16 protein-coding genes, 2 tRNA genes, 3 rRNA genes and 1 pseudogene are annotated in these 24848 nt (G+C 57.9%); 7 read left to right on the top strand and 15 right to left on the bottom strand.

The window, feature by feature from the left end:
* Positions 1–115 precede the first annotated feature (115 nt).
* On the bottom strand, positions 116–1429 hold the full coding sequence (locus AB4N33_RS26090; RefSeq protein WP_476458534.1) for an MFS transporter: 1314 nt from the start codon (positions 1427–1429) through the stop codon (positions 116–118).
* A gap of 200 nt (positions 1430–1629) precedes the next feature.
* On the opposite strand from AB4N33_RS26090, the gene AB4N33_RS26085 reads away from it, so the two are divergent.
* The 3 genes from AB4N33_RS26085 to AB4N33_RS26075 all read left to right on the top strand — a co-directional run bounded on the left by AB4N33_RS26085 (position 1630) and on the right by AB4N33_RS26075 (position 5024).
* A complete protein-coding gene (locus tag AB4N33_RS26085; RefSeq protein WP_476458533.1) occupies positions 1630–3048 on the top strand; it encodes a short-chain fatty acid transporter in 1419 nt (472 codons plus the stop codon).
* 94 nt (positions 3049–3142) lie between these two features.
* Positions 3143–4318 (top strand): hypothetical protein, encoded by a 1176-nt coding sequence (locus tag AB4N33_RS26080; RefSeq protein ID WP_476458532.1) that lies wholly within the window; start codon positions 3143–3145, stop codon positions 4316–4318.
* 178 nt (positions 4319–4496) lie between these two features.
* Positions 4497–5024, top strand: a complete 528-nt coding sequence (locus AB4N33_RS26075; protein ID WP_476458531.1) for an SET domain-containing protein-lysine N-methyltransferase — start codon at positions 4497–4499, stop codon at positions 5022–5024.
* A gap of 6 nt (positions 5025–5030) precedes the next feature.
* On the opposite strand, the gene can is transcribed toward AB4N33_RS26075, so the two are convergent.
* Positions 5031–5675, bottom strand: coding sequence for a carbonate dehydratase (can, locus tag AB4N33_RS26070; protein WP_460120879.1), 645 nt, complete (start codon positions 5673–5675; stop codon positions 5031–5033).
* Positions 5676–5842: 167 nt separating this feature from the next.
* Here can and AB4N33_RS26065 point away from each other — a divergent pair, with 167 nt between their 5' ends.
* Positions 5843–6247 carry a serine kinase/phosphatase gene (locus AB4N33_RS26065; protein ID WP_460140901.1) on the top strand — a complete coding sequence of 135 codons (405 nt, stop codon included), beginning with the start codon at positions 5843–5845 and terminating at the stop codon, positions 6245–6247.
* Positions 6248–6320: 73 nt separating this feature from the next.
* Here AB4N33_RS26065 and rimI read toward each other — a convergent pair whose 3' ends face one another.
* Together rimI and AB4N33_RS26055 are read right to left on the bottom strand one after the other, a co-directional pair.
* Positions 6321–6773 carry a ribosomal protein S18-alanine N-acetyltransferase gene (gene rimI / locus AB4N33_RS26060; RefSeq protein ID WP_460120875.1) on the bottom strand — a complete coding sequence of 151 codons (453 nt, stop codon included), beginning with the start codon at positions 6771–6773 and terminating at the stop codon, positions 6321–6323.
* The gene (locus tag AB4N33_RS26055; RefSeq protein ID WP_476458848.1) at positions 6766–7506 is read right to left on the bottom strand and encodes an energy transducer TonB; all 741 of its coding nucleotides are present in this window, start codon (positions 7504–7506) and stop codon (positions 6766–6768) included. The genes rimI and AB4N33_RS26055 overlap by 8 nt, the downstream gene beginning before the upstream one ends.
* Positions 7507–7744: 238 nt before the next feature.
* Here AB4N33_RS26055 and mksB point away from each other — a divergent pair, with 238 nt between their 5' ends.
* The 3 genes and pseudogenes from mksB to mksF all read left to right on the top strand — a co-directional run bounded on the left by mksB (position 7745) and on the right by mksF (position 12564).
* Positions 7745–9025 carry an Mks condensin complex protein MksB gene (mksB, locus tag AB4N33_RS26050; RefSeq protein WP_460120873.1) on the top strand — a complete coding sequence of 427 codons (1281 nt, stop codon included), beginning with the start codon at positions 7745–7747 and terminating at the stop codon, positions 9023–9025.
* Positions 9015–9727, top strand: a pseudogene (mksE, locus tag AB4N33_RS26045) (Mks condensin complex protein MksE). Before mksB ends, mksE begins: the two are co-directional and overlap by 11 nt.
* Positions 9724–12564 carry an Mks condensin complex protein MksF gene (gene mksF / locus AB4N33_RS26040; protein ID WP_460120869.1) on the top strand — a complete coding sequence of 947 codons (2841 nt, stop codon included), beginning with the start codon at positions 9724–9726 and terminating at the stop codon, positions 12562–12564. The pseudogene mksE and the gene mksF overlap by 4 nt, the downstream one beginning before the upstream one ends.
* A gap of 141 nt (positions 12565–12705) precedes the next feature.
* On the opposite strand, the gene AB4N33_RS26035 is transcribed toward mksF, so the two are convergent.
* From AB4N33_RS26035 to pssA, 11 genes are all read right to left on the bottom strand, one after another.
* Positions 12706–15009: a PqiB family protein gene (locus tag AB4N33_RS26035; protein WP_476458530.1), complete on the bottom strand. Its 2304-nt coding sequence runs from the start codon at positions 15007–15009 to the stop codon at positions 12706–12708.
* Complete coding sequence (locus AB4N33_RS26030; protein ID WP_460120865.1) at positions 15002–15625, bottom strand: paraquat-inducible protein A; 624 nt, start codon at positions 15623–15625, stop codon at positions 15002–15004. The genes AB4N33_RS26035 and AB4N33_RS26030 overlap by 8 nt, the downstream gene beginning before the upstream one ends.
* The gene (locus AB4N33_RS26025; RefSeq protein ID WP_460120864.1) at positions 15612–16271 is read right to left on the bottom strand and encodes a paraquat-inducible protein A; all 660 of its coding nucleotides are present in this window, start codon (positions 16269–16271) and stop codon (positions 15612–15614) included. The genes AB4N33_RS26030 and AB4N33_RS26025 overlap by 14 nt, the downstream gene beginning before the upstream one ends.
* Positions 16272–16418: 147 nt before the next feature.
* Positions 16419–16534 (bottom strand): 5S ribosomal RNA (gene rrf / locus AB4N33_RS26020).
* Positions 16535–16680: 146 nt separating this feature from the next.
* Positions 16681–19574: ribosomal RNA gene (locus AB4N33_RS26015) — 23S ribosomal RNA — on the bottom strand.
* Between the two features lie 237 nt (positions 19575–19811).
* Positions 19812–19887, bottom strand: a tRNA-Ala gene (locus AB4N33_RS26010).
* Between the two features lie 10 nt (positions 19888–19897).
* Positions 19898–19974: transfer RNA gene (locus AB4N33_RS26005), tRNA-Ile, on the bottom strand.
* Positions 19975–20099: 125 nt separating this feature from the next.
* Positions 20100–21636, bottom strand: a 16S ribosomal RNA gene (locus AB4N33_RS26000).
* The 16S, 23S and 5S rRNA genes sit together here with 2 tRNA genes alongside, the layout of an rRNA operon.
* A 542-nt stretch (positions 21637–22178) precedes the next feature.
* Entirely contained in the window at positions 22179–22793 is a 615-nt protein-coding gene (gene msrQ, locus AB4N33_RS25995; RefSeq protein ID WP_476458529.1) for a protein-methionine-sulfoxide reductase heme-binding subunit MsrQ, read from the bottom strand.
* Positions 22793–23806, bottom strand: a complete 1014-nt coding sequence (msrP, locus tag AB4N33_RS25990; RefSeq protein WP_476458528.1) for a protein-methionine-sulfoxide reductase catalytic subunit MsrP — start codon at positions 23804–23806, stop codon at positions 22793–22795. Before msrP ends, msrQ begins: the two co-directional genes overlap by 1 nt.
* 58 nt (positions 23807–23864) lie before the next feature.
* Positions 23865–24719 carry a CDP-diacylglycerol--serine O-phosphatidyltransferase gene (gene pssA / locus AB4N33_RS25985; RefSeq protein WP_460120856.1) on the bottom strand — a complete coding sequence of 285 codons (855 nt, stop codon included), beginning with the start codon at positions 24717–24719 and terminating at the stop codon, positions 23865–23867.
* Positions 24720–24848: the final 129 nt, after the last annotated feature.

Genomic DNA, 24848 nt, shown 5'->3' with positions numbered 1-24848 from the left:
GGGAAAGCACCGATGGCAGGATAAATAGCGGCTTACAGCTTAGCCATCGGCCTACACGGTAGTTTCTGAAGCGTCTTTGAGGATTGTCCTACATAAATATTGTTACAGCGCGCAATCAGATGGCCTCAGCCGCTGGGCACGCTTCGGCTTTCGGCATACGCGTACCAAAGTACATCGCGCTGCTGATCCCCACGGCCCCCACCACGGCGCAGAAAATCACGCAGATCCAAGGGCTCCAGGGCATCAGTCCGATCAGCAATAGCGGTGTGATACTCGCCCAGGCGGCGTAGGCAATGTTGTACGTGAAGGAAATCCCGGAGACACGAATGCGCGCGGGGAACAGGTTCACCATCACTGACGGCACCGCGCCCACCACGCCGCAGCACAGGCCGGCAATCGCGTACGCCAGACCCAGCCAGCTCCCCCCGGTGATCAGGCAGGTGTAAAGCAGGCCGATACCCAGTGGCAGCAGCAGGCTGTAGAGCAACACCGTGCGCCAGGCACCCATGCGGTCGACGAGCAACCCGGCCAGCACGCAACCCATATTGAGGAAAACGATGCCCAAGGCGCTCAACGCAAAGGTGTGGCCGGCGGTCATGCCGAAGGTTTTCTGCATCATGGTCGGGGTAATGACCACGAACACCACCACCGCCGAGGTCAGCACGCAGGTGAGGATCATGGCGGGCAGGATCGCCAGGCGATGCTCTCGCAATACCGTGCGCAGCGGCAATTCGACCGCGGCCTCGCGCTTGGCCTGCATCGCAATGAATACCGGCGTTTCACTGAGCCAGCGGCGCAACCAGACACCTATTACGCCGAATACGCCGCCCAGCAGGAACGGGTAGCGCCAGGCGTAATCGAGGATTTGCTCCGGGGTGAACGCCTGCGCCAGGAAGGTCGCGGTCAGCGCTCCGATCAGATAACCAAAGGTCAGCCCTGCCTGCAAAAAGCCCAAGGCATAACCACGATGGCCGGCCGGCGCGTGCTCGGCCACAAACACCCAGGCGCTCGGCACCTCGCCGCCCACCGCAGCCCCTTGCAGAACCCGCAGGGCCAACAGCAGCAGCGGGGCGAAATAGCCAATCTGGGCGTAAGTCGGCATGATACCGATCAGCAGGCACGGCAGCGCCATCATCAGGATGCTCAGGCTGAACACCTTCTTGCGCCCCAGACGATCGGCGAAATGCGCCATCAGGATCCCGCCCAGCGGCCTGGCCAGATAGCCGGTGACGAAAATCCCGAAACTTTGCAGCAGCCTCAGCCATTCAGGCATTTCCGGCGGGAAGAACAGTTGGCTGAGGGTCAGGGCGAAAAACACGAAAATGATGAAATCGTAGATTTCGAGCGCACCGCCCAGAGCCGCAAGGCCAAGGGTCTTGTAGTCCGAGCGGCTGAAGGGAGCCGGGCGCGATTCGTTAGGGGCAGTCATCAAAAAGAACTCTGGCGTAGGCAAAAACCAAGGCGCACATGGTCTACGCAAATGCGCCAGCGAACAACCCGTTAGACCATAGTCCTGAAATGCAGAAACGTTGTCACAAAACGTGACCGATTGTTTTACTGTGGGCACCTGTCCAGACGGGCCTTTGCAGCCCCGAAGACCATAACAAACATAAAAATAGAGGTACTCCTGTGGCCGCTGATATCGAAGATACCCGCTCCGCCCGCTTTGCCCTGCGCTGTTCAAACTTTGCCGAACGCTGGTTTCCCGACTCCTGGGTGTTCGCCGCCCTGGCGGTGATCATCGTCGCCGTGGCGACCTTGTTCATGGGGGCCAAGCCCACCGACGCCGCCATGGCCTTCGGTGACGGATTTTGGAGCCTGATCCCATTCACCATGCAGATGGCGTTCGTGGTGATTGGAGGTTATGTGGTGGCCAGTTCGCCACCCGCCGTGAAACTGATCGACCGCCTCGCGCGCATCCCAAGCAACGGCCGTTCCGCCGTCGCCTGGGTTGCCCTGATTTCCATGGTCGCATCTCTGTTGAACTGGGGTCTGTCGCTGGTGTTCGGCGGCTTGCTGGTACGCGCACTCGCCCGCCGTACCGACCTGAAAATGGATTATCGCGCAGCCGGCGCGGCCGCCTATCTGGGGCTTGGCGCTGTGTGGGCCCTGGGCCTGTCGTCGTCTGCCGCGCAATTACAGGCCAACCCGGCCAGCCTCCCGCCGTCGATTCTGTCGATCACAGGGGTGATTCCTTTCACCGAGACGATCTTTCTCTGGCAGTCCGGCGTGATGCTGCTGGCGCTGATCGTGATCTCGCTGATCATTGCCTACGCCACCGCGCCGGGTCCCAAGTCGGCCCGTGATGCCCAGGCCTGCGGCGTCGACCCGAGCTTCAACCTGCCACCGCTGCAACCGCGCACCCGTCCGGGCGAATGGCTGGAGCACAGCCCACTGCTGACGATCGTGCTGGTGCTGCTGGCCGCCGGTTGGCTGTTCCACGAGTTCTCGACCAAACCTGCGATCACGGCGATTTCGGGGCTGAACACTTACAACTTCCTGTTCATCATGCTGGGCGCGCTGCTGCACTGGCGTCCGCGCAGCTTCCTTGACGCGGTGGCGCGCGCGGTGCCGACCACCACCGGTGTGCTGATCCAGTTTCCGTTGTATGGCTCGATCGCCGCATTGATGACCACTGTCAAGGGCACCGATGCGCAGACCCTGGCCCACCATATCTCGACCTTTTTCGTACAGATCGCCTCGCACGATACTTACGCGCTGTTGATGGGTGTGTACTCGGCGATCCTCGGTTTCTTCATTCCGTCCGGCGGCGGCAAATGGATCATCGAAGCGCCGTATGTCATGCAGGTGGCGACCGACCTCAACTATCACCTGGGTTGGGCCGTGCAGATCTATAACGCGGCCGAAGCGCTGCCGAACCTGATCAACCCGTTCTATATGCTGCCGTTGCTCGGCGTGTTGGGTTTGAAGGCGCGGGACCTGATCGGTTTCTCCTTCGTGCAACTGCTGGTGCACACACCACTCGTGCTGTTTTTGCTGTGGGCATTGGGGACGACGCTGGCGTACACGCCTCCAGTCATGCCATAAAGAAACAGGGCCGATCGTGCTATCGGCCCTGTTTTTCGCGGGTCTGTTTCTGTTCGCCTCTCTATCGGGACCACACGCTGACAAGGATCTGAGCATGTTAAAACTCGCTGGACTCACCCTCGCCGCCCTCACCCTCAGCACCGCTGCCCATGCGGATGTCGGCCTGAAGCTGGGCAGTACCGAGCGCGTCACCCGCCTGTTCGCCTACCCCAACAACTGCAACGTGATCTGCTTTCGCAACTGGACGCTGGAGCAGACCGTGGAACACTACCTGACACAAAGCGTGCAGCGCGATGGCTACAGCGATGCGAAGGTGCAGGTCAAAAACGATAACGGCCAGCTACACGCCGAAATCCTCGGCGTGCCGCCCCGTTATGAAAAGCCGCTGACCGCGCTGCTCGATGCGGGCGATCTGGCCTACACCGGCGCCAGCAAGCTCAATGCCGACGGCAAGTGGGCGTACAACTGGTACTTGTTCCTGCCGCTGGGCATGGCCCTGGAAAACCGCAGAAGCGTCGAACTGCTGCACTTCCCGCCGGATTACTCGCTGACCCAGGCGCAGGATTATCTGAAATCGGCCACAACCGACCGCTGGGCCTCGCTGTTGACGATCAACGGCGTCGCCGCCGAGCAGACACCGGCTTACCAGACCATCATCGACATTGCTCCGATTGCCGCGCCCTCCAACGCCGGCAAGGACCTGGAAGGGGTTTATGACTACTTCAAGGACTACCAGACCACCATGGTCAAGCAACTGAGCCAGACCTCCAGCGGCACGGCATTGCCAATGGTGGCCTTTGGCTCGCCCGTACGGACCTGGATCAAGCAGCAATACGGGCCCACCGTGAACGTACTGGGCCTGGTCAGCATCAACCCGACCGGCGCGCTGAAAGTGCCGGTATTGGGCGCCAACCACCCCAGTTATATCTGGTATGCGGCGGACCCGGACAGCTACACCGGCAAGGATGCACAGGCACAGGCCGATGCGGCGGGCCTCAAAGTCATGGGCCAGGATCTGGCCGCGTCGTGCTGGCAAGCCACCATGGGCCGCGAACCCGACAGCAATCCGGACATCGAGCTACGAACCTGCACCCAGACCTGGCAAGTCGCTCAGGCAGAGAAGACCTGTCAACTGTTCTACACCTCGATTCGCGACTTGACGCCTGCGCAGGCCGCTGCCAAATGCACATCAGCACCGATCAAGGCGCAACTCAAGCAACTCAAGGTTCCGACACCCGCGACCGCGGCACCTGCTGCCGCTCACCTGTAAAAAAACGCGCATTCGCATGTAAGCCCAGGCGGACATGCAAATGCGCGCTTTTCTCCTGTCAGATGTGACAGTAGACCGACCCGCCTATTTGCGAGAGGCTTGCGCCACACCCATGTGCCGCAGAGTTGACAGGATGTCAGCTGCCGGAGGTCGCAGCACCCAGACAACAGGGACCGTTATGACTGCCCAGACAAAACAGCCGGTTACCCAATCATCAACCGACGGCGGCATCTACGCGTCCAGCAGGTTGCCGGTCCACCGTGGTTTCCCCTCCCGTCACGATTTTGAAATCGTCACCAACGCCAAGGGTGTTGCAGTGGCGGTCACGGCCTTGCGTGATTTCCTGCGACTTGGCCGGGTTTGCCGGGTATCCGGCCAACTCTTGCCTTATCGCAACCTGCACACCCGCCAGCTCGCGCCGGGGATCCACGTCTTCGACCCCCTCTTCTGCAGCCTGCTCAACCACAGCTGCGACCCCAACGTGTTTCTCGATATGAGTGAGTTGTGGTTATGGGCGTTGAAGGACATCAAAAAGGGAGATCGCTTGACGATGGACCTCGCCATGACCGAAGACAAACTGCAGCGGCAGTTTGCCTGCCGCTGTGGTTCACCGGGATGCCGGGGCTGGATTACCGGCTACGACGAAATGCCGAATGCCAATGGTCAGCTGTTCTTTCGCAAACGGCGCAGCCCCGGTCCGGGTTGACGGTTGTTACGGGGCGTCGATCGGGCGCAGTCGGTATTGCGGCGGCAACTGCTCGAAACCACTGATGGTGGCATTGAGGCTTTTCCAGCGACCGTCCTTGATGCCGTAGATGCAACCGTGAATCGACAGTTTCTGCCCCCGATGCCAGGCATTTTGCACAATGCTGGTGTGGCCCACGTTGGCCACCTGCTGGATCACATTGAGTTCGCACAAGCGGTCGACCCGCTCTTCTTCGGTGGCGAAAGTGGCCAGTTCTTCACGCTTTTCGTAGTACAGATCACGAATCGAGCGCAGCCAACCGTCGATCAGGCCGAACTGACGGTCCTGCATCGAGGCCCGCACACCACCACAGCCATAGTGGCCGGTGACGAGGATGTGTTTGACCTTGAGCACGTCAACGGCGTACTGGATTACCGACAGGCAATTGAGGTCGGTGTGCAGCACCACGTTGGCGACGTTACGGTGGACGAACAGGTCGCCAGGCAGCATGCCAACAATCTCGTTCGCCGGCACACGGGCGTCGGAGCAGCCGATCCACAGGTATTCCGGGGTTTGCTGACGGGCCAGTTTGGCGAAGAAATCAGGATCTTCCTGTTTGATCGCGTCAGCCCAACGCGCGTTGTTATCAATCAGATCTTGTAATTCGTTCATGCATGAAGCCTCGATAATGATGCGCTGGTTTGACAGACAACCGTCCGTCGAGGTCACGCATCAGATGCAGATTGCCGTAGATGCATATTACCGGTGTTCCATGCCGGCGGAATTCTGGGCAGCCCAGTGGGTCCACCCAAGTAAGGACCACAGTATGAGGAATTGCCATGACTGATTCACGACGTCCATTTGACGCAGCGCAACCAGAGCCCATTGATGACAACGAAGATCGCATGGGATCGATGCATGAGCTGGATTTCGACGAGCAAGAGCCCAGCGCGAAGATCGGCGATGAACTGCCGGAAAAGGAGCGCAAGCAGCTGATGCCCGAGGAGCGCGTACGAGAAGCCGGAATGACCGGCGCATCGACCGCTGACCACGAAGCCACCGACGATGACCTGAGCCCCGAGACTCTCATCCGCGAGGACGGTGCTCGGGATGCCCGTGAGGCAGGGGATGACGGTCAAGCCGATTGGGATTTGAGCGTGGTCGACGAGAATGAAATCGGCGGCGGTGACGGGCTGGATGAGGCTGAACTGGCGCGGCGCAGGCCTTTGGATGGCAAGCCCTGACAGGATCGTTATCGTCGGAACGCCCCCGGAGCGAGCTTTCTCCGGGCGGGGTTCCGACGATGCTTTCAGGCGATCATTCCACCAAGGTGCAGGCCATCACCACCGCATCCTCACGCCCACCCACCGCCGGGTAGTAATCCCGACGTCGGCCAATCTCGTTGAACCCATACCGCTCATAAAGCCTGAACGCCGAAGTATTACTGTCGCGAACCTCGAGGAAACACTCCCGGGCCTCGGCCTTATAGGCAATCGACATCAAATGCTCCAGTAGCGTCAACCCGAGGCCGCGGCCCTGGTTTTCCGGTTTAACCGTGATGTTCAGCAGGTGCGCTTCATCCAGGATGATTTGCACCACCCCGTGGCCCACCTGTTGCGAACCTTCGAACATCAGCCATATCTGGTATTTGCCCAGCCCGTCGAGAAAAATCCCGCGTGTCCATGGGTGGCTATACGCTGCGTATTCAATCTTCAGCACAGCCTCGAGGTCCGCCTCGGTCATCGGGCGGAACGATACAGCGTCAGTCATTCGATTCTTTCCAGCGCGCCATCAGCCGACGCATGGCTTGCCAGACATCAGCCTTACGCTGTGGCTCGTCCATTAACAATTCCAGGCCCGGCAGGGCCCAAACCGAACCCAGGCCGTCGACCTGGAGTTCTCGGTTGAATGATTCAGCGTTGCTCTCACCGGCAAAACGCACCGCTGGCAGGCCGATCAGCCACACGCAAACGCACGGCGCGTCCTCCAGCCGGGCCGAGAGAAAACCCTGCACGAAGTCGCGGGCTGCTTCCGGGCCCTGATCCATGGTGCCCCGGGCCAGCAGCGGCCAGCGCACCGGGTCGCCGACAATCTGCGGGCTGTCCGGCAGACCGGCGGCGCGCAGCATGTCCTTGAGCAACAAATACGCCGGATCGCGGCTCTGGAAGCGTTCGCCTGTGGGTAACTCCACCAGCAGCAGGCAACGGCCAGCACGCAGCAATTGCAGCGCGAACCGCGGCGGCGGCACTGGCGTCGGCTTGACGACTGCTGGAGCCTCCTCCTCCACCGGAGGTGTGGCGACACGTGTGCTCGGCGAGGACGGCCTCGGCACTTCGATCTTCACTCGCTCGACAGGCCTGGCCACCGGTTGGACAGGCGCATCCGCCACGACCACGGGCGCCAGGGGCGCCTCGACCAGCGGCGAAGGCATCTCCAGCAACTCGGGCCGCGAGGGGGCGGCGAAGGGCAATTCGGTACGCGGCAGCCAGTTGACCACCTGCATGGCGGTCAAATAAGCGCGGCGACGGGACTCGATAAGCAAAGGTCGGCCACTTGTGGATAACTAAAGTGCGCTGATTCTACCGCCGTTCGCTCAAGATCGCCCGCGCTGATGATCGATAGACCTCACCGCCAGCCTTTGCACCAGGGAAAAATGGCGACAGCCCGTCCCCGGAGTGAATCGACAGGGCTGCGATGCAGTACAATCGCGGCTTTTAATTGCCAACCAGCCGGCCATTCCGATGATCGAACCCAAGCGCGTCTTGCGCGCCCTCGCTGAACACTGGGCACTTCTGGAGCCACTGTGCGAGCACTTCGACCAAGGCACACTGAGCCTCAACGAACTGCGCACGCAGCTGGCGACCCAGCAACTGGACAGTACGCCGCAGGACATCACCAACCTGCTGGACGTGTGGATCCGCCTCGACATCCTGGTGCCCGTGGCCAAAAGCCCGAACCGTTTCGAGCTCAATGCGCAGATCCATGACTTCCTGGCGTATCTACGTCGTGAGCACCGCCTGGGCCTGTGCCTGGAAATCGAAGCTTACCTGCGCCACCTCGAGCGTCTGGCCGGTTACATCCAGGATGCCTTCGACGTGCGCGACGGCCACGACCTGGCGCGCCAGTTGCGCCTGCTCGACATGCGCGTACGCGATGTATTGAAAAAACTCGCCAACGACGAACAAGCCCTGGTGGCCGTGGCCGAACGGGCCAAGACCAGCGACCGCCAGATTCCGCTACGCCAGCGTTACGCCGAAGTGCTGGCGACCTGGGACGAATACGTCGAGCCGATGATCCAACTGGTGAACGCCGACGGTGCCTTCGAACAAGGCGTACGCAAGGTCGAAACCGTGTTGTTGAAAATGCTCACCGAGCAGCAACGACTTGGCCACCTGGTCGACGACGACATGCTGCTGCGCACCCACGCGCGCATCCTCGAAATGCAGACGAGCGCCCAATTGACGCTGCGTCACGCCCGCGAGCTGCTGTTGCCGCTGCGTGAAGAGGCTCGACGCCACAATGCCGTGACCCGTGGCGCGGCCCTGGCCCTGGCGGCCATCCGGCGAAAGGGCATCGACGCGGTGCCGCAAGCGGCGATGCCAATGTTCACCCGGCCGCAGAGCACGTTCCTCGGCAGCGCCAGCCAGGTTGAAGCCTATGTTTACGCCCTGGCCCGTTTCGAGCCAAAACCGGCGCGTTTCCCCAAGGCCCACAAAACCCACAGCGGCGTGGGTGCCCCGCGCGCGCCGCGCACCGTTCGGGAGATGCTCGATCGCTGCGAAGACGCCCTGCCCATGCCGGACTTGATGACCTGGCTGCTGGAGCAGGAGCCGGACGGCGCCACCGACGAATTGCTCTACTGGTTCTCGCGCCTGTCGCGGGAGAAACGCTTCAAGCGCGAGCGTCTGGAACGTCGCGACTACTTCACACATGAGCACCAGGTCAGCCTGCGCTCCTTCGCCCTGCTCTCGGCCGCCGCCGATGCCACCGAGAATTCTGCGAGCAAACCACATGCATCTTGATCTATCCGAACTGTCCCAACTGGCACCGATCTTTCGCGAGCTGTTCAAGGGCTATCACGTCAGCCGCCGCGATCCGGAGCTGTACGCGCAATTGTCCAACTTCCAGGACCAGTACCGCACGCTGTTCAAGGCCCTGGGCTTTGAACTGGTGTGCGACACCCGGGCTTCTACTACTTCGTGCCGGACCTCGCTGCGGCAGCGGTCAACAAGACCGCGCAACGCCTGGCGCTGTTCACCTTCATCCTGGTCGAGCACCTGGCTGACCAGGGCCGTGACCCGATCGCCGTGCTGGACGGCGGCAGCCTTGGTCGCGACGAACTGCCGTCGCTGCTGGAAAAGTACCGCGATCTGTTCATCCAGGCCGAAGTACAGACCCAGGACGAGCTTGAAGAAAAAATCATGCGCCGCATGACCCAGCTCGGTTTCGCCAGCGAAGACAACGGCGTTTACCGCTTCCTGCCGCCGATGCACCGGTTCCTGGACGTCTGCCTGTCGGTCCAGCAAGACCGCGACCTGGCCGCCAGCCTGCACAGTGTGCTGCCGTTGCCGGCACCGGTGCTGATCGACGAAGACAGCGACGAAAAACTGCTGCAAACCGATGATCCGCTGGATTTGAGCGAATTTGAAGGAGAGGGTGTCGAGGAAAGCGAAGAAGACGCCCTCGCCCGCGCCATTGCCGAAGAACAGGAGACCGACGCATGAGCAAGGAACGCTACGGCATCCGCCGCTTCGCCCTTTTGAACACCGCCGGCTACAGCCTTGGTTTGTTCCCGCTGGAAGAGCCGCTGTCGGTCTACGGCGCGAACAACCTCGGCAAGTCCGCGTCGATCAACGCCCTCCAGTTTCCCATCCTGGCGCGCATGTCGGACATGAGTTTCGGCAAATACAGCCTGGAACAATCCCGTCGTTTCTACTTCGCCTCGGACACGAGCTACATCCTGGTGGAAGTCGCACTGCCTCACGGCCCGCACGTGATTGGCGTGGTCGGTCGCGGTCCTGGCGGTGGTTTCGGTCACCAGTTCTTCGCCTACGCCGGCAAGCTCGATCTGGCGCACTACCAGAAGAACGACACCTGCCTGCGCCAGAAAGAGCTGTTCACCAACCTGGAGCGTGAAGGCCTGAAAGCCTACGAGCTGAAGCCTGACGAACTGCGGCGCCTGCTGGTAGGCGGTCACACCTCGATTCCGCTGGACCTGACGCTGATCCCGCTGCGCTCCACCAGTGAACAGAGCCTGAAAACCTTCCGGGCCTTGTTCATCAACCTGCTGCACATGCGCGAAATTACCGCCGCCAAGCTCAAGCAGCTGTTCCTCGATGCGTTCGAGCACAGCCTGCGTTCCGGTAGCGTCGATTACATCGCCGCGTGCGAAGAAGCCTTCCGCGACGTACGTCGCATGGAGCAGGACTACAACTCCCTGGTCACCGCCGGCCCGTTGGTCGAAGCCCTGTCCGCAGGCGTCACCCAGCGCAACATCCTGCGCGGCAAGCTGCACCGCATTTCGCCTGTGCTCGACTCGTTGCTCGGTACCTGGTCGGATTACGCCAGTGCGCGCAAGGAAGAGCTGACCATCCAGGCCGAGCACTATCGCAACGAGCAGGACGCCCTGCAAAACGATCAGCGTAGCGGCACCCAGGAGCTGATGCGCCTGGAACGGGAAATCACCGGCATCCAGCGCTGGCTCGGCGAACTCTCGGCACTGAAGAACCGCTTCGCGCTGGTCGACGACGTCAAAGTGTTGGAGCAACAACTGCTCGCCGCCAAGGATGCCCACGATGAACTGGCCGGTGCATTGGCGCAGTCGCGACAGTTCTCCGCCGAGGATCTGGATGAACGTCTGCGCGATCTGGAAAAACGCCTGAAGTCGGTCAAGCAGCAACTCGATCACGCCGACAACAATAGCTATGCACGCCTGCGCGAAGAGTTTTCGCAACAGGACGTCGAGCGCCTGATGCGTCTGTTCAACAGCGCGCTGTTCAGCCTGCCGCTGGGCGAACACGGGATTGCACTGGACGAGGACGGCCAGTGGGTCAAATCCATGGAGCTGATCCTCGATGGCTTCAAGGGCGAGCGCTTTGAGGTGCCAGGCCTGAGCATCGACCTCTCGCACATCGAACCTCCGGCGCTGCAAGCCCTGGCCGACCGAGCGGCGTTGCGCGATCAGAAAGAGCGCCTGGAAAAAGAACTCAAGCAGCTGAAAACACAGCAAGCCGTGGCGGCCGACCGCGCGGCGAGCAAGACCCAGACCGAAGCGCTGTACCAGCAAGTGCTGGATGCACAGAAAGCCCTGGAGGACTTCCGCCGCGCGCAAACCCTGAGCGCCGAAGAAGGTGACAAGCTCGAACAACTGGCGCAGATGGAAGCCGCACAGGACGAGTTGAAGCGCTCCAGCGACGCGTTCACCGAACGCGTCCAGCAACTATCGGCCAAGCTGCAATTGGTCGGCCGGCAGATCGGCGACATGGAAGCCAAGCAGCGCACCCTCGACGACGCCCTGCGTCGCCGTCAATTGCTGCCGGCAGACTTGCCATTCGGCACGCCGTTCATGGACCCGATCGACGACTCCATGGACAACCTGCTGCCGCTGCTCAATGACTACCAGGACAGTTGGCAAGGCCTGCAACGCAGCGACGGTCAGATCGAGGCGCTGTACGCCCAGGTGCGTCTCAAGGGCGTGGCCAAGTTCGACAGCGAAGACGATATGGAACGTCGCCTGCAACTGTTGATCAACGCTTATGCGCACCGCACCGACGAAGCCCTTACCCTGGGCAAGGCTCGTCGCGCCGCCGTGACCGACATCGCCCGGACCCTGCGCAATATCCGCAGCGACTACGACAGCCTCGAACATCAACTGGCGTTGTTCAACCGCGAGATCAACAAGCGGCAGGTGTCCAACCTGCAAAGCTTCCGCATCGTGCTCGCCCCGAACAAGGAAGCGCTCAAGCACATCGATCAGATCATCCACAGCGCCGGCCAATACGAGGAAGGCGAAACCCTCTCCGTATTCGACTTGAGTCAAAGCGCCGAGCAGGACAACAAGAACGAGGAAGCCAAGGAATACCTGGCGCGCCTGGTGGCGGCGAACCACAACCAGCTCGGGCTCAAGGACCTGTTCGAGTTGGCGTTCGAAATCACCAAGGTCAACGGCCAGCCGGTGATCCACACCGACATCGATGGCGCCGCGTCCAATGGCACCACAATGACCATCAAGGCGCTGACCAACATGTACCTATTGCTGCATTTGATGGACCGCGACCAGGCCGGCCGCGTGCGTTTGCCGTACTACCTCGACGAGGCAGCGGACATCGACGAACGTAACCAGGCGGCATTGCTGGAAACCAGCCTGCAATTGGGCTTCGTGCCGATCCTGGCCAGTGTGAAACCGCAGGTCTGCGCCAGTGTGGCAATCGACCTGGAAGGTGGCAGTGGGCCAAACGGCATCTACATCGACGAGGCGGACTGGAAGTACATCCGTCGTCACGATCAGGTGAAGGCCGTGGTCAATGTCGAGTCGGATGAGCCGGAGCTGGATGCGGTCTGATCCTGCGCAATAAATGAAAAGGGCCGCGATCCATTGGATGGCGGCCCTTTTTTTGTCTGGGGGTTTTGGGTTGTCTGTGCCGGCCCCTTCGCGAGCAAGCCCGCTCCCACAGTGATTTTGGGTGTGGCTCGCGATAGGGCCTTACTTGCCGAGCGAGATCTTCGGCGCCCAGGTCAACCACTCATCCTCGAACTTGTCGAACAACGGGAACGTCTGCTCCGGTCGCGCCGGCGCGCCCATGCGATCACCTTCCGGTGTTGCGAAGGCGATACCGCCCTGCAGCAGCGTCTCCAGCGATTCGGTCCGGACCGTCGCACCCTTGAACAATCCGTAATCGAAACCAAAACCGCTGGTGTTCCAGAAGCGCGTACCACTGCGTACCAACGGCGCATATTTCGGTTCGATCAGGATGTGCACCAATACGCGGTCCGCCGTCTGGCCCAACTCATACCCCGTCACCTTGCCCACCGTCACTTCGCGATAGGTGACCGGCACGCCGATTTTCAGCGATCCACGGCGAGCGGCGCTCAGTACGAGGCTAAGACCGTCTTCCGATTTGACAATTTCCGGAGGTGTGGTCAACGCAACGAAATTCTTCTGCGGCGCCGCGCTCTTCGCCGCTGGCTGCACTTCGATGTACTGACCGGTCACCAGGGTTTCCAGGTTCTGCGTCTTGATCAGGCCCAGCTCAGGCTTGACCACCCAGAATCGACTGCCGGCACGGGCGATGCGCTCCGGTACTTCGGTAATCCGCGCGGTAAGCAGCACCGACTGCAGGTCATCGCTCAAGTCGACATCTTCGACCTTGCCCACATCCAGGCCTTTGAAACGTATCGGCGTGCCGCTGCGCAGACCGTCGGCGCGATCCACTTTGATGGTGATGACTTCACCTTTCTGATTGGCTTCGTCGTGGCTGGCAAACAGGCGGAAGCGCGGGATGCGCTTCTGCAGGGGCGCTTTCGCCAGTGGCGTTTCGAAAGCGATACCGCCAGCCATCAGGCTTTGCAGCGACTCACTCTTGACCTGAATGCCGCCGGTCAATCCGCCGGTGAGGGTAACGCCGCTGGCGTTCCAGAAACGGGTGGAGGCGTTCACCAATCCTTCGTATTCCTTCTCGATGTGCACGCCGATCACCAGTTGCTTCTTGGTGCGCGAGAACTGATAGCTCTGAACCGAACCGACCTTGACCTGTTTGTAAAGAATCGGGCTGCCCACCTCCAGCGATCCCAGATTGTCGGTGAATAACACCAAGTGCAGGCCGGGTGAGCGCAGGTCCAACGGCGGCGCCTTGGCCCGAGCGATAAATTCACGCTGTGGAGTAGCGCCCTTGTCACCAGGACGCACTGCGATGTAATTGCCTTTGACCAGCGCTTCGAGGCCGGTGATACCTGCCAGGGAGATCGATGGTTTGACCACCCAGAACTGCGTGCCTTCGACCAGGTAATCTTCGGCCAGCGGGTCCAGGGTCAACTCGGCGGAAGCACCGGACAGGTCCGGATCGATTTTCAGCGTTTTCAAGTTACCGACTTGAATGCCCTTGTACATGACTGGCGTCCGTCCGGCCTGAAGGCCTTCAAAATCGCTGAGTTTGACCTTGACCTTGATCCCGGCGGCAGCGGCATCATAATCCTCGTACAGGCGAAACGGCAGGCTCGGATCGGTGGGAGGGCTGTCCTTGCGGTTTTCCGGGGTGGCGAACGCGATACCGCCGGCGACGATGCTGGCCAAGGATTCGCTGCGCACCTTCACGCCGGACAGGTTGGCATCGATACTGATGCCGCTGGCATTCCAGAAACGCGTATGTTTACGCACGAGCTTGGCGTAGGTTGGTTCGATGAACACCTTGAGCTCGACCGTACTTTGATCTTCTGACAGCACGTAGCTTTTGATCTGACCGACCCGGATTTGTTTGTAGAACACCGGGCTTCCCCGGTTCAGCGAGCCGAGGCGGTCAGCCTTTATGGTCAAGTGCAGGCCCGGTTGTGCATCTGACAGCGGCGGCTCTTCGGCCAACGCCTTGAACTTGCGCGCGGGCTCACCCTCCCCCGGACTGATGGCGACATAGTTGCCGGAGACCAATGTCTCCAAACCAGAAATACCGGCCAGGGTTACGCTCGGCTTGACCAGCCAGAAGCGTGTGCTGGTACGCAGGTATTGCTCGACGTCCTTGTTCATCTCGACCGTGGCAATCACCGCTTTGGAGGCGCCTTCGTCATCGAGCTTGAGGGTTTTCACCTTGCCGACCGGCATGCCTTTGTAGACCACTTCGGTCTTGTTGGCCTGAATGCCTTCACCACTCTCGAAACGCACCTGAATCTCGATGCCTGTTTCGTTGTAGGCGCGCCAACCGAGCCAACCACCAATGATCAGGGCGATCAGGGGCAACACCCAGATGGCGGACCAGTTGGAGGCCGGTCGGGTTTTCGCTTTAGGCAAATCAGTCATGGTCGTCGTCCGACTCCGTGTTATCCCAAATCAGTCGGGGATCAAATGTTACTGCGGCAAGCATTGTAAGAATCACCACACTGGCGAAAGCGATCGCGCCAAGATTGGCTTCGACACTGGCAAGCCGTCCGAAATTCACCACCGCAACAAGGATGGCAATCACAAATATGTCGAGCATCGACCAACGACCAATGAACTCGATAAAACGGTACATCCAGATGCGCTGGCGAGCCGACAGCGGCTGGTGGCGCTGAACTGAAAACAACAGCAACGCGATACCAACCAGCTTGAAGGTCGGCACTAGAATACTGGCGATGAACACCACGGCAGCGATGGGAATCATGCCGTGCTGAACCAACTGGATGACGCCGGACATGATGGTACTGGGGTCGCCCTGGCCAAGTGAGCGGACCGTCATGATCGGCAGGACGTTGGCCGGTATGTAGAGAATGGCAGCGGTGATCAGCAACGCCCAGGTACGGACGATGCTGTTCGGGCGTCGCGAGTGGACCAGCGCCCCACAACGGGTACAGGCCTGCTCATCAGTGCCGGCTTCCTGCCGGTTCAACTCGTGGCATTCAGCACAAATCAGAATGCCTGCATCAATCGCCCGCATGGGCATCCTCTCCTGATAGTGCCTGCCAGACCTGATGAGGCGACATCACCACCTCCAACCAGACCTGGACCAACAACAAGCCGATGAAGCATGCCAGACCAAGGCCGACAGTGAGCGCTGCCATATCTGCCAGCTTTACGATCGCCACCAGCACGCCCATGAGGTAGACCTCGAGCATTCCCCAATCGCGCAAGTGGTGATAAATCCGGTAGAGCAGCAGCCCGTAACTACGGCCGACATCAAATCGAATGCTCAACAATACGGCCAATTGGCACAGCAGCTTGAGTAACGGGATGGCCATGCTGCATAGGAAGACGATCACCGAAACACCTTGCATTCCGGTATCGAACAAGCCGACAACGCCCGTCCAGACAGTGTCTTGCGACTCCTGCCCGAGTAGATTGAGCTGCATGATGGGTAAAAAGTTCGCCGGGATGTACAACAACAGCGCGGCGATCACCAGGGCGAGGCTGCGCTGCACCACATTGTGTCGATGGGCGTAGAGTTCGTAACCACAGCGAGGGCACAAGGCTTTCTCGCCATGGGCAAGTGTGGGCTTGCGCATCAGCAAGTCGCACTCATGGCACCCCACCAGGTCGTCCAGCGGTAATTCTGACAGCCCTGAGGTGTCAACCGGATCTGGCATACAGGCTCTGACTCCGAAAATGATCGACCTATTCTAGTGCCGCGAGTTGAAAATAACTGTGCAAATTTGTGAGGGTGTGCAGCGCTGTTTTGTTCCGCGCAAAAACAAAACCCCAACTGCTTTCGCAATTGGGGTTTCGGAATTTAATCTTGACGATGACCTACTCTCACATGGGGAAACCCCACACTACCATCGGCGATGCATCGTTTCACTGCTGAGTTCGGGATGGGATCAGGTGGTTCCAATGCTCTATGGTCGTCAAGAAATTCTTGAGCTGACGTGTCTTTCGACATTCCAGCGAATCGGGTATGTGATGGCTTTCGGTGCTTTGTGAGTCGCAAACTTTCGGTTCGTTTCGTCTTCACAACACCGCAATCTGGCCTTTCGACTCAAATTGCTTGGGTGTTATATGGTCAAGCCTCACGGGCAATTAGTATTGGTTAGCTCAACGCCTCACAGCGCTTACACACCCAACCTATCAACGTCGTAGTCTTCGACGGCCCTTCAGGGAACTCAAGGTTCCAGTGAGATCTCATCTTGAGGCAAGTTTCCCGCTTAGATGCTTTCAGCGGTTATCTTTCCCGAACATAGCTACCCGGCAATGCCACTGGCGTGACAACCGGAACACCAGAGGTTCGTCCACTCCGGTCCTCTCGTACTAGGAGCAGCCCCTCTCAAATCTCAAACGTCCACGGCAGATAGGGACCGAACTGTCTCACGACGTTCTAAACCCAGCTCGCGTACCACTTTAAATGGCGAACAGCCATACCCTTGGGACCGGCTTCAGCCCCAGGATGTGATGAGCCGACATCGAGGTGCCAAACACCGCCGTCGATATGAACTCTTGGGCGGTATCAGCCTGTTATCCCCGGAGTACCTTTTATCCGTTGAGCGATGGCCCTTCCATACAGAACCACCGGATCACTAAGACCTACTTTCGTACCTGCTCGACGTGTCTGTCTCGCAGTCAAGCGCGCTTTTGCCTTTATACTCTACGACCGATTTCCGACCGGTCTGAGCGCACCTTCGTACTCCTCCGTTACTCTTTAGGAGGAGACCGCCCCAGTCAAACTACCCACCATACACTGTCCTCGATCCGGATAACGGACCTGAGTTAGAACCTCAAAGTTGCCAGGGTGGTATTTCAAGGATGGCTCCACGCGAACTGGCGTCCACGCTTCAAAGCCTCCCACCTATCCTACACAAGCAAATTCAAAGTCCAGTGCAAAGCTATAGTAAAGGTTCACGGGGTCTTTCCGTCTAGCCGCGGATACACTGCATCTTCACAGCGATTTCAATTTCACTGAGTCTCGGGTGGAGACAGCGCCGCCATCGTTACGCCATTCGTGCAGGTCGGAACTTACCCGACAAGGAATTTCGCTACCTTAGGACCGTTATAGTTACGGCCGCCGTTTACCGGGGCTTCGATCAAGAGCTTCGCGTTAGCTAACCCCATCAATTAACCTTCCGGCACCGGGCAGGCGTCACACCCTATACGTCCACTTTCGTGTTTGCAGAGTGCTGTGTTTTTAATAAACAGTCGCAGCGGCCTGGTATCTTCGACCGGCATGGGCTTACGGAGCAAGTCCTTCACCCTCACCGGCGCACCTTCTCCCGAAGTTACGGTGCCATTTTGCCTAGTTCCTTCACCCGAGTTCTCTCAAGCGCCTTGGTATTCTCTACCCAACCACCTGTGTCGGTTTGGGGTACGGTTCCTGGTTACCTGAAGCTTAGAAGCTTTTCTTGGAAGCATGGCATCAACCACTTCGTGTTCTAAAAGAACACTCGTCATCAGCTCTCGGCCTTAGAATCCCGGATTTACCTAAGATTCCAGCCTACCACCTTAAACTTGGACAACCAACGCCAAGCTGGCCTAGCCTTCTCCGTCCCTCCATCGCAATAACCAGAAGTACAGGAATATTAACCTGTTTTCCATCGACTACGCTTTTCAGCCTCGCCTTAGGGACCGACTAACCCTGCGTCGATTAACGTTGCGCAGGAAACCTTGGTCTTTCGGCGTGGGTGTTTTTCACACCCATTGTCGTTACTCATGTCAGCATTCGCACTTCTGATACCTCCAGCAAGCTTCTCAACTCACCTTCACAGGCTTACAGAACGCTCCTCTACCGCATCATCCGAAGATGATACCCGTAGCTTCGGTGTATGGTTTGAGCCCCGTTACATCTTCCGCGCAGGCCGACTCGACTAGTGAGCTATTACGCTTTCTTTAAAGGGTGGCTGCTTCTAAGCCAACCTCCTAGCTGTCTAAGCCTTCCCACATCGTTTCCCACTTAACCATAACTTTGGGACCTTAGCTGACGGTCTGGGTTGTTTCCCTTTTCACGACGGACGTTAGCACCCGCCGTGTGTCTCCCATGCTCGGCACTTGTAGGTATTCGGAGTTTGCATCGGTTTGGTAAGTCGGGATGACCCCCTAGCCGAAACAGTGCTCTACCCCCTACAGTGATACATGAGGCGCTACCTAAATAGCTTTCGAGGAGAACCAGCTATCTCCGAGCTTGATTAGCCTTTCACTCCGATCCACAGGTCATCCGCTAACTTTTCAACGGTAGTCGGTTCGGTCCTCCAGTCAGTGTTACCTAACCTTCAACCTGCCCATGGATAGATCGCCCGGTTTCGGGTCTATACCCAGCGACTAAACGCCCTATTAAGACTCGCTTTCGCTACGCCTCCCCTATTCGGTTAAGCTCGCCACTGAATATAAGTCGCTGACCCATTATACAAAAGGTACGCAGTCACAGAACAAAGTCTGCTCCCACTGCTTGTACGCATACGGTTTCAGGATCTATTTCACTCCCCTCTCCGGGGTTCTTTTCGCCTTTCCCTCACGGTACTAGTTCACTATCGGTCAGTCAGTAGTATTTAGCCTTGGAGGATGGTCCCCCCATATTCAGACAAAGTTTCTCGTGCTCCGTCCTACTCGATTTCATGACTAAGAGACTTTCGCGTACAGGGCTATCACCCACTATGGCCGCACTTTCCAGAGCGTTCCGCTAATCTCAAAGCCACTTAAGGGCTAGTCCCCGTTCGCTCGCCACTACTAAGGGAATCTCGGTTGATTTCTTTTCCTCAGGGTACTTAGATGTTTCAGTTCCCCTGGTTCGCCTCTTAAGCCTATGTATTCAGCTTAAGATAACCATCTTATGATGGCTGGGTTCCCCCATTCAGACATCTCCGGATCAAAGTCTGTTTGCCGACTCCCCGAAGCTTTTCGCAGGCTACCACGTCTTTCATCGCCTCTGACTGCCAAGGCATCCACCGTATGCGCTTCTTCACTTGACCATATAACCCCAAGCAATCTGGTTATACTGTGAAGACGACATTCGCCGAAAATTCGCAAAACTCTTAAGAGTCACTCACAAATTTTACCTTAGCCTGATCCGTTACCAGTGAAAGTAACGTTCAGTCTATCTTTCTATCACATACCCAAATTTTTAAAGAACGATCTAATCAAAGACTAGAAATCAATATTCACAATGGAATATTCATTTCTAAACTCTAACAAGTAGAAGCAGTTAATGGTGGAGCCAAGCGGGATCGAACCGCTGACCTCCTGCGTGCAAGGCAGGCGCTCTCCCAGCTGAGCTATGGCCCCATAACAAAATTGGTGGGTCTGGGCAGATTCGAACTGCCGACCTCACCCTTATCAGGGGTGCGCTCTAACCAACTGAGCTACAGACCCAATTTTGATGCTTAGCGCAATCAAACTTGAAGCTTGCAGCTTTAAGCTTGGAGCTGCTTCTAATCGTCTTCTTCAATGAATCAAGCAATTCGTGTGGGAGCTCATGGAGCAGCTGAGTCGTCGATTAAGGAGGTGATCCAGCCGCAGGTTCCCCTACGGCTACCTTGTTACGACTTCACCCCAGTCATGAATCACACCGTGGTAACCGTCCTCCCGAAGGTTAGACTAGCTACTTCTGGTGCAACCCACTCCCATGGTGTGACGGGCGGTGTGTACAAGGCCCGGGAACGTATTCACCGCGACATTCTGATTCGCGATTACTAGCGATTCCGACTTCACGCAGTCGAGTTGCAGACTGCGATCCGGACTACGATCGGTTTTGTGGGATTAGCTCCACCTCGCGGCTTGGCAACCCTCTGTACCGACCATTGTAGCACGTGTGTAGCCCAGGCCGTAAGGGCCATGATGACTTGACGTCATCCCCACCTTCCTCCGGTTTGTCACCGGCAGTCTCCTTAGAGTGCCCACCATAACGTGCTGGTAACTAAGGACAAGGGTTGCGCTCGTTACGGGACTTAACCCAACATCTCACGACACGAGCTGACGACAGCCATGCAGCACCTGTCTCAATGCTCCCGAAGGCACCAATCCATCTCTGGAAAGTTCATTGGATGTCAAGGCCTGGTAAGGTTCTTCGCGTTGCTTCGAATTAAACCACATGCTCCACCGCTTGTGCGGGCCCCCGTCAATTCATTTGAGTTTTAACCTTGCGGCCGTACTCCCCAGGCGGTCAACTTAATGCGTTAGCTGCGCCACTAAAGACTCAAGGTCCCCAACGGCTAGTTGACATCGTTTACGGCGTGGACTACCAGGGTATCTAATCCTGTTTGCTCCCCACGCTTTCGCACCTCAGTGTCAGTATCAGTCCAGGTGGTCGCCTTCGCCACTGGTGTTCCTTCCTATATCTACGCATTTCACCGCTACACAGGAAATTCCACCACCCTCTACCATACTCTAGCTTGTCAGTTTTGAATGCAGTTCCCAGGTTGAGCCCGGGGCTTTCACATCCAACTTAACAAACCACCTACGCGCGCTTTACGCCCAGTAATTCCGATTAACGCTTGCACCCTCTGTATTACCGCGGCTGCTGGCACAGAGTTAGCCGGTGCTTATTCTGTCGGTAACGTCAAAATTGCAGAGTATTAATCTACAACCCTTCCTCCCAACTTAAAGTGCTTTACAATCCGAAGACCTTCTTCACACACGCGGCATGGCTGGATCAGGCTTTCGCCCATTGTCCAATATTCCCCACTGCTGCCTCCCGTAGGAGTCTGGACCGTGTCTCAGTTCCAGTGTGACTGATCATCCTCTCAGACCAGTTACGGATCGTCGCCTTGGTGAGCCATTACCTCACCAACTAGCTAATCCGACCTAGGCTCATCTGATAGCGCAAGGCCCGAAGGTCCCCTGCTTTCTCCCGTAGGACGTATGCGGTATTAGCGTCCGTTTCCGGACGTTATCCCCCACTACCAGGCAGATTCCTAGGCATTACTCACCCGTCCGCCGCTCTCAAGAGAAGCAAGCTTCTCTCTACCGCTCGACTTGCATGTGTTAGGCCTGCCGCCAGCGTTCAATCTGAGCCATGATCAAACTCTTCAGTTCAAACATCTTTGGGTTTTGAGAAAACCCTAAACTTGGCTCAGCAATCGTTGGTTACATCTTTGATTTCTCGCGGAGTAACTTGTGATGCTGATAATCTGTTGACTAGCAGTCTGACTCCACAAGCACCCACACGAATTGCTTGATTCAGTTGTTAAAGAGCGGTTGGTTAAGAGCTTTCGTCTCAACCGAGGCGCGCATTCTACAGCGCCTGGCGTATCTGTCAAGCGGTTATTTTAAGAAGTTTTCAAAGTTTCCTCTGCAACTTCAACCACTTGCGCTTTCGATCTCTCGTCAGCGGGAGGCGAATTCTACAGCGTTACACGCTGCTGTCAACACCTCTTTTTACCGCTTTCGACCGAGAAGATCGAACCGTCCATCAAGCGACAACTTCCTGCCTGACCGACTCCTTCCAGGCTTCGATGATCTGAAGCTCAACACTGTCGAAAACCGCGTAACTCATTGTTTACCAAGGAGTTTTCCGTTTCGACTGCGCCGGAAGTGGGGCGAATTATAGACTTCTGAAATCTGCCGTCAACACCTTTTTATGCTTTTCTTGCAGAAGATGACTTTCCCGCCCTGAAACGCGGGATACGGCGGGCTACAGAAGGCAGACGCAGCACCAATAGCAGCGCGCCTATAACGGCATACACCGCCCACTCCTTAAGATCGGCCCGCACGATCCACAACATATGCAGCAAACTCAGTCCGAGCACGACATAGGCCAAACGATGCAACTTCTTCCAACGAGACCCCAGGCGTCGCTGACTATAGCGATTTGACGTCACCGCCAACGCCAGCAAACCAAGGAACCCCAGCGCCCCAACAATAATGTAGGGCCGCTTGCGTAATTCGACGCCCAGTTGAGACCAGTCAAATCCAAGAATGAACGTCATGTAGCCACACATGTGCAGCACCACATAGGCGAAACACCACAACCCCAACTGCCGCCGCACAGCCACCCACCCCGCCCAACCGGTCAGCTTTTGCAACGGCGTCATGCTCAAGGTGATCAGCAGCAAGATCAGCGTTCCAAGCCCAAGCCGATCAACCAACACTTTGCCAGGATCAGGCCCAAGCAAATCAGCCCACGCCTGATAGAGCCAAAGCAGCGGCCAGATAGCCGCCACTATAAAGACAGCCAATCGCCACAATCGCATCAGTAGTTTTTCCGCAGGTCGAGCCCTGTATATAACGATGCAACTTCATCCGCGTAACCATTGAACATTTGCGTCTCGCGCACATTGGGCTTGAACAATCCACTTGGCAGTCGCCGCTCCCGCGCCTGGGTCCAGCGGGGATGGTCGACCGTAGGATTCACGTTGGCGTAAAAACCATATTCATCTGCGGCGATGCTTTGCCAGGTGGTTTTCGGTTGCTCACTGACCAGGCTGATTCGCACGATGGACTTGATGCTCTTGAAACCGTACTTCCACGGCACTACCAAACGTAGAGGCGCGCCGTTTTGATTGGGCAGCTCGCGCCCATACATGCCTACCGCAAGAATAGCCAAAGGGTTCATCGCCTCATCGAGGCGCAACCCTTCTATATAAGGCCAGTCAATCAAGGCAAAACCCGAACGCTGCCCCGGCATCGTCTTGGGGTCCTGCAGCGTTTCGAAGCGAATGAATTTTGCCTTCGAAGTCGGTTCGACCTGTTTGAGCAATGCCGAGATAGGGAAACCCAGCCACGGAATGACCATCGACCAGGCTTCCACACAGCGCAGACGATAGATACGCTCCTCCAATTGGTAAGGCTTCATGAAGTCTTCCAGCGCATATCGCCCCGGCTTGCCCACCTCCCCGTCCACGACCACACTCCAGGGCTCGGTCTTCAACGCACCCGCGTTCGCAGCCGGATCGCCCTTATCGGCACCGAACTCATAGAAGTTGTTGTAGTGGGTAGCGTCCTTGAACGGCGTGATCGCCTCATCCTTGACGTTGACTGCCCCCCATTGTGTGGAAGCAAGCTTCTCGGCAAACCAGGCAGGCGCCTTGCCGGGTTCGACATCCGGGTATCGAGCGGCATCGGCAGCGCTGGTCCAACGCGGCAGACTGCTCACAGCCAGACCGGCAGCCGCAGCCCCCAGGACACTTCGACGGGATAGATAAAGAGATTGAGGCGTAACGTCCGATTCATGACAGTCGGACGCCTTGGGGACTTTGATCAGCATGGTAACTCCGCAGCATTGGAGAACAGACGCACCAATAGACTGCGGAGTATGGAGGAAATTACACGCTTTTGTTCCGGCGAAGGCGTAACAGATATTGCACCGGCCCTGACGCTGCATAAGCGAGGAACACCAGCAGCAGGATGCGGGGCGGATCACTGAACACGACTGCAAAGACAAGGACGACCGCAAGGATGGCCACGAACGGCACGCGCCCCTTCAGATCCAGTTCCTTGAAGCTGTTGTATTTGATATTGCTGACCATCAGCATGCCGGCAGCGGCAACCAACAACGCCACCAGGAACGACATCTTGGAACCCTGGATACCGTAATCGCTGAAAGCCCAGACAATGCCGGCTACCACTCCCGCAGCTGCCGGACTGGCAAGGCCGATGAAGTAGCGTTTGTCGGCGGTGCCGACCTGGGTGTTGAAACGCGCCAGGCGCAAAGCTGCACCCGCGACATAGATGAAGGCAACCATCCAACCGACCTTGCCCATATCGCCCAAGGCCCAGCCGAACGCCAGCAAGGCAGGCGCGACACCGAAGGCGACCATGTCCGACAGCGAGTCGTACTCGGCACCGAAGGCACTTTGGGTGTTGGTCATGCGGGCCACGCGACCATCAAGGCCATCGAGCACCATGGCCACGAAAATCGCGATGGCGGCGAATGCGAAATATTTGCTGGCACCGGCTGCGTCGCCAGCACTCAGGGCGCTCTGCGCACTCATCGAGCTGATGATCGAGTAAAACCCGGCGAACAGGTTCGCCGTGGTGAAAAGATTCGGCAGAAGATAGATACCACGATGCCTGACTTTACGGCCTTCGGCGTCATGCCCTTCTTCGACGTGTTCATCGATGGGCAGCAGGCTTTCGGCGTCGCTAGCCTGGTTTGGCTCTTCGGGACGTTCGCTCATGGAGATTACCTTGCAACGGGGTGGAAAGTTTCGACAGGTGTCTGGGACGACGGTTCGGCCGCAAACGAAGCAGCTTTATACCAGAACCGTCCCCCTCAAACGAAAAAACGCGGCCTAAGCCGCGTTTTT

This window comes from Pseudomonas sp. S1_E05, assembly GCF_056337105.1.
This window is presented reverse-complemented; position numbering and strand designations above follow the sequence as displayed.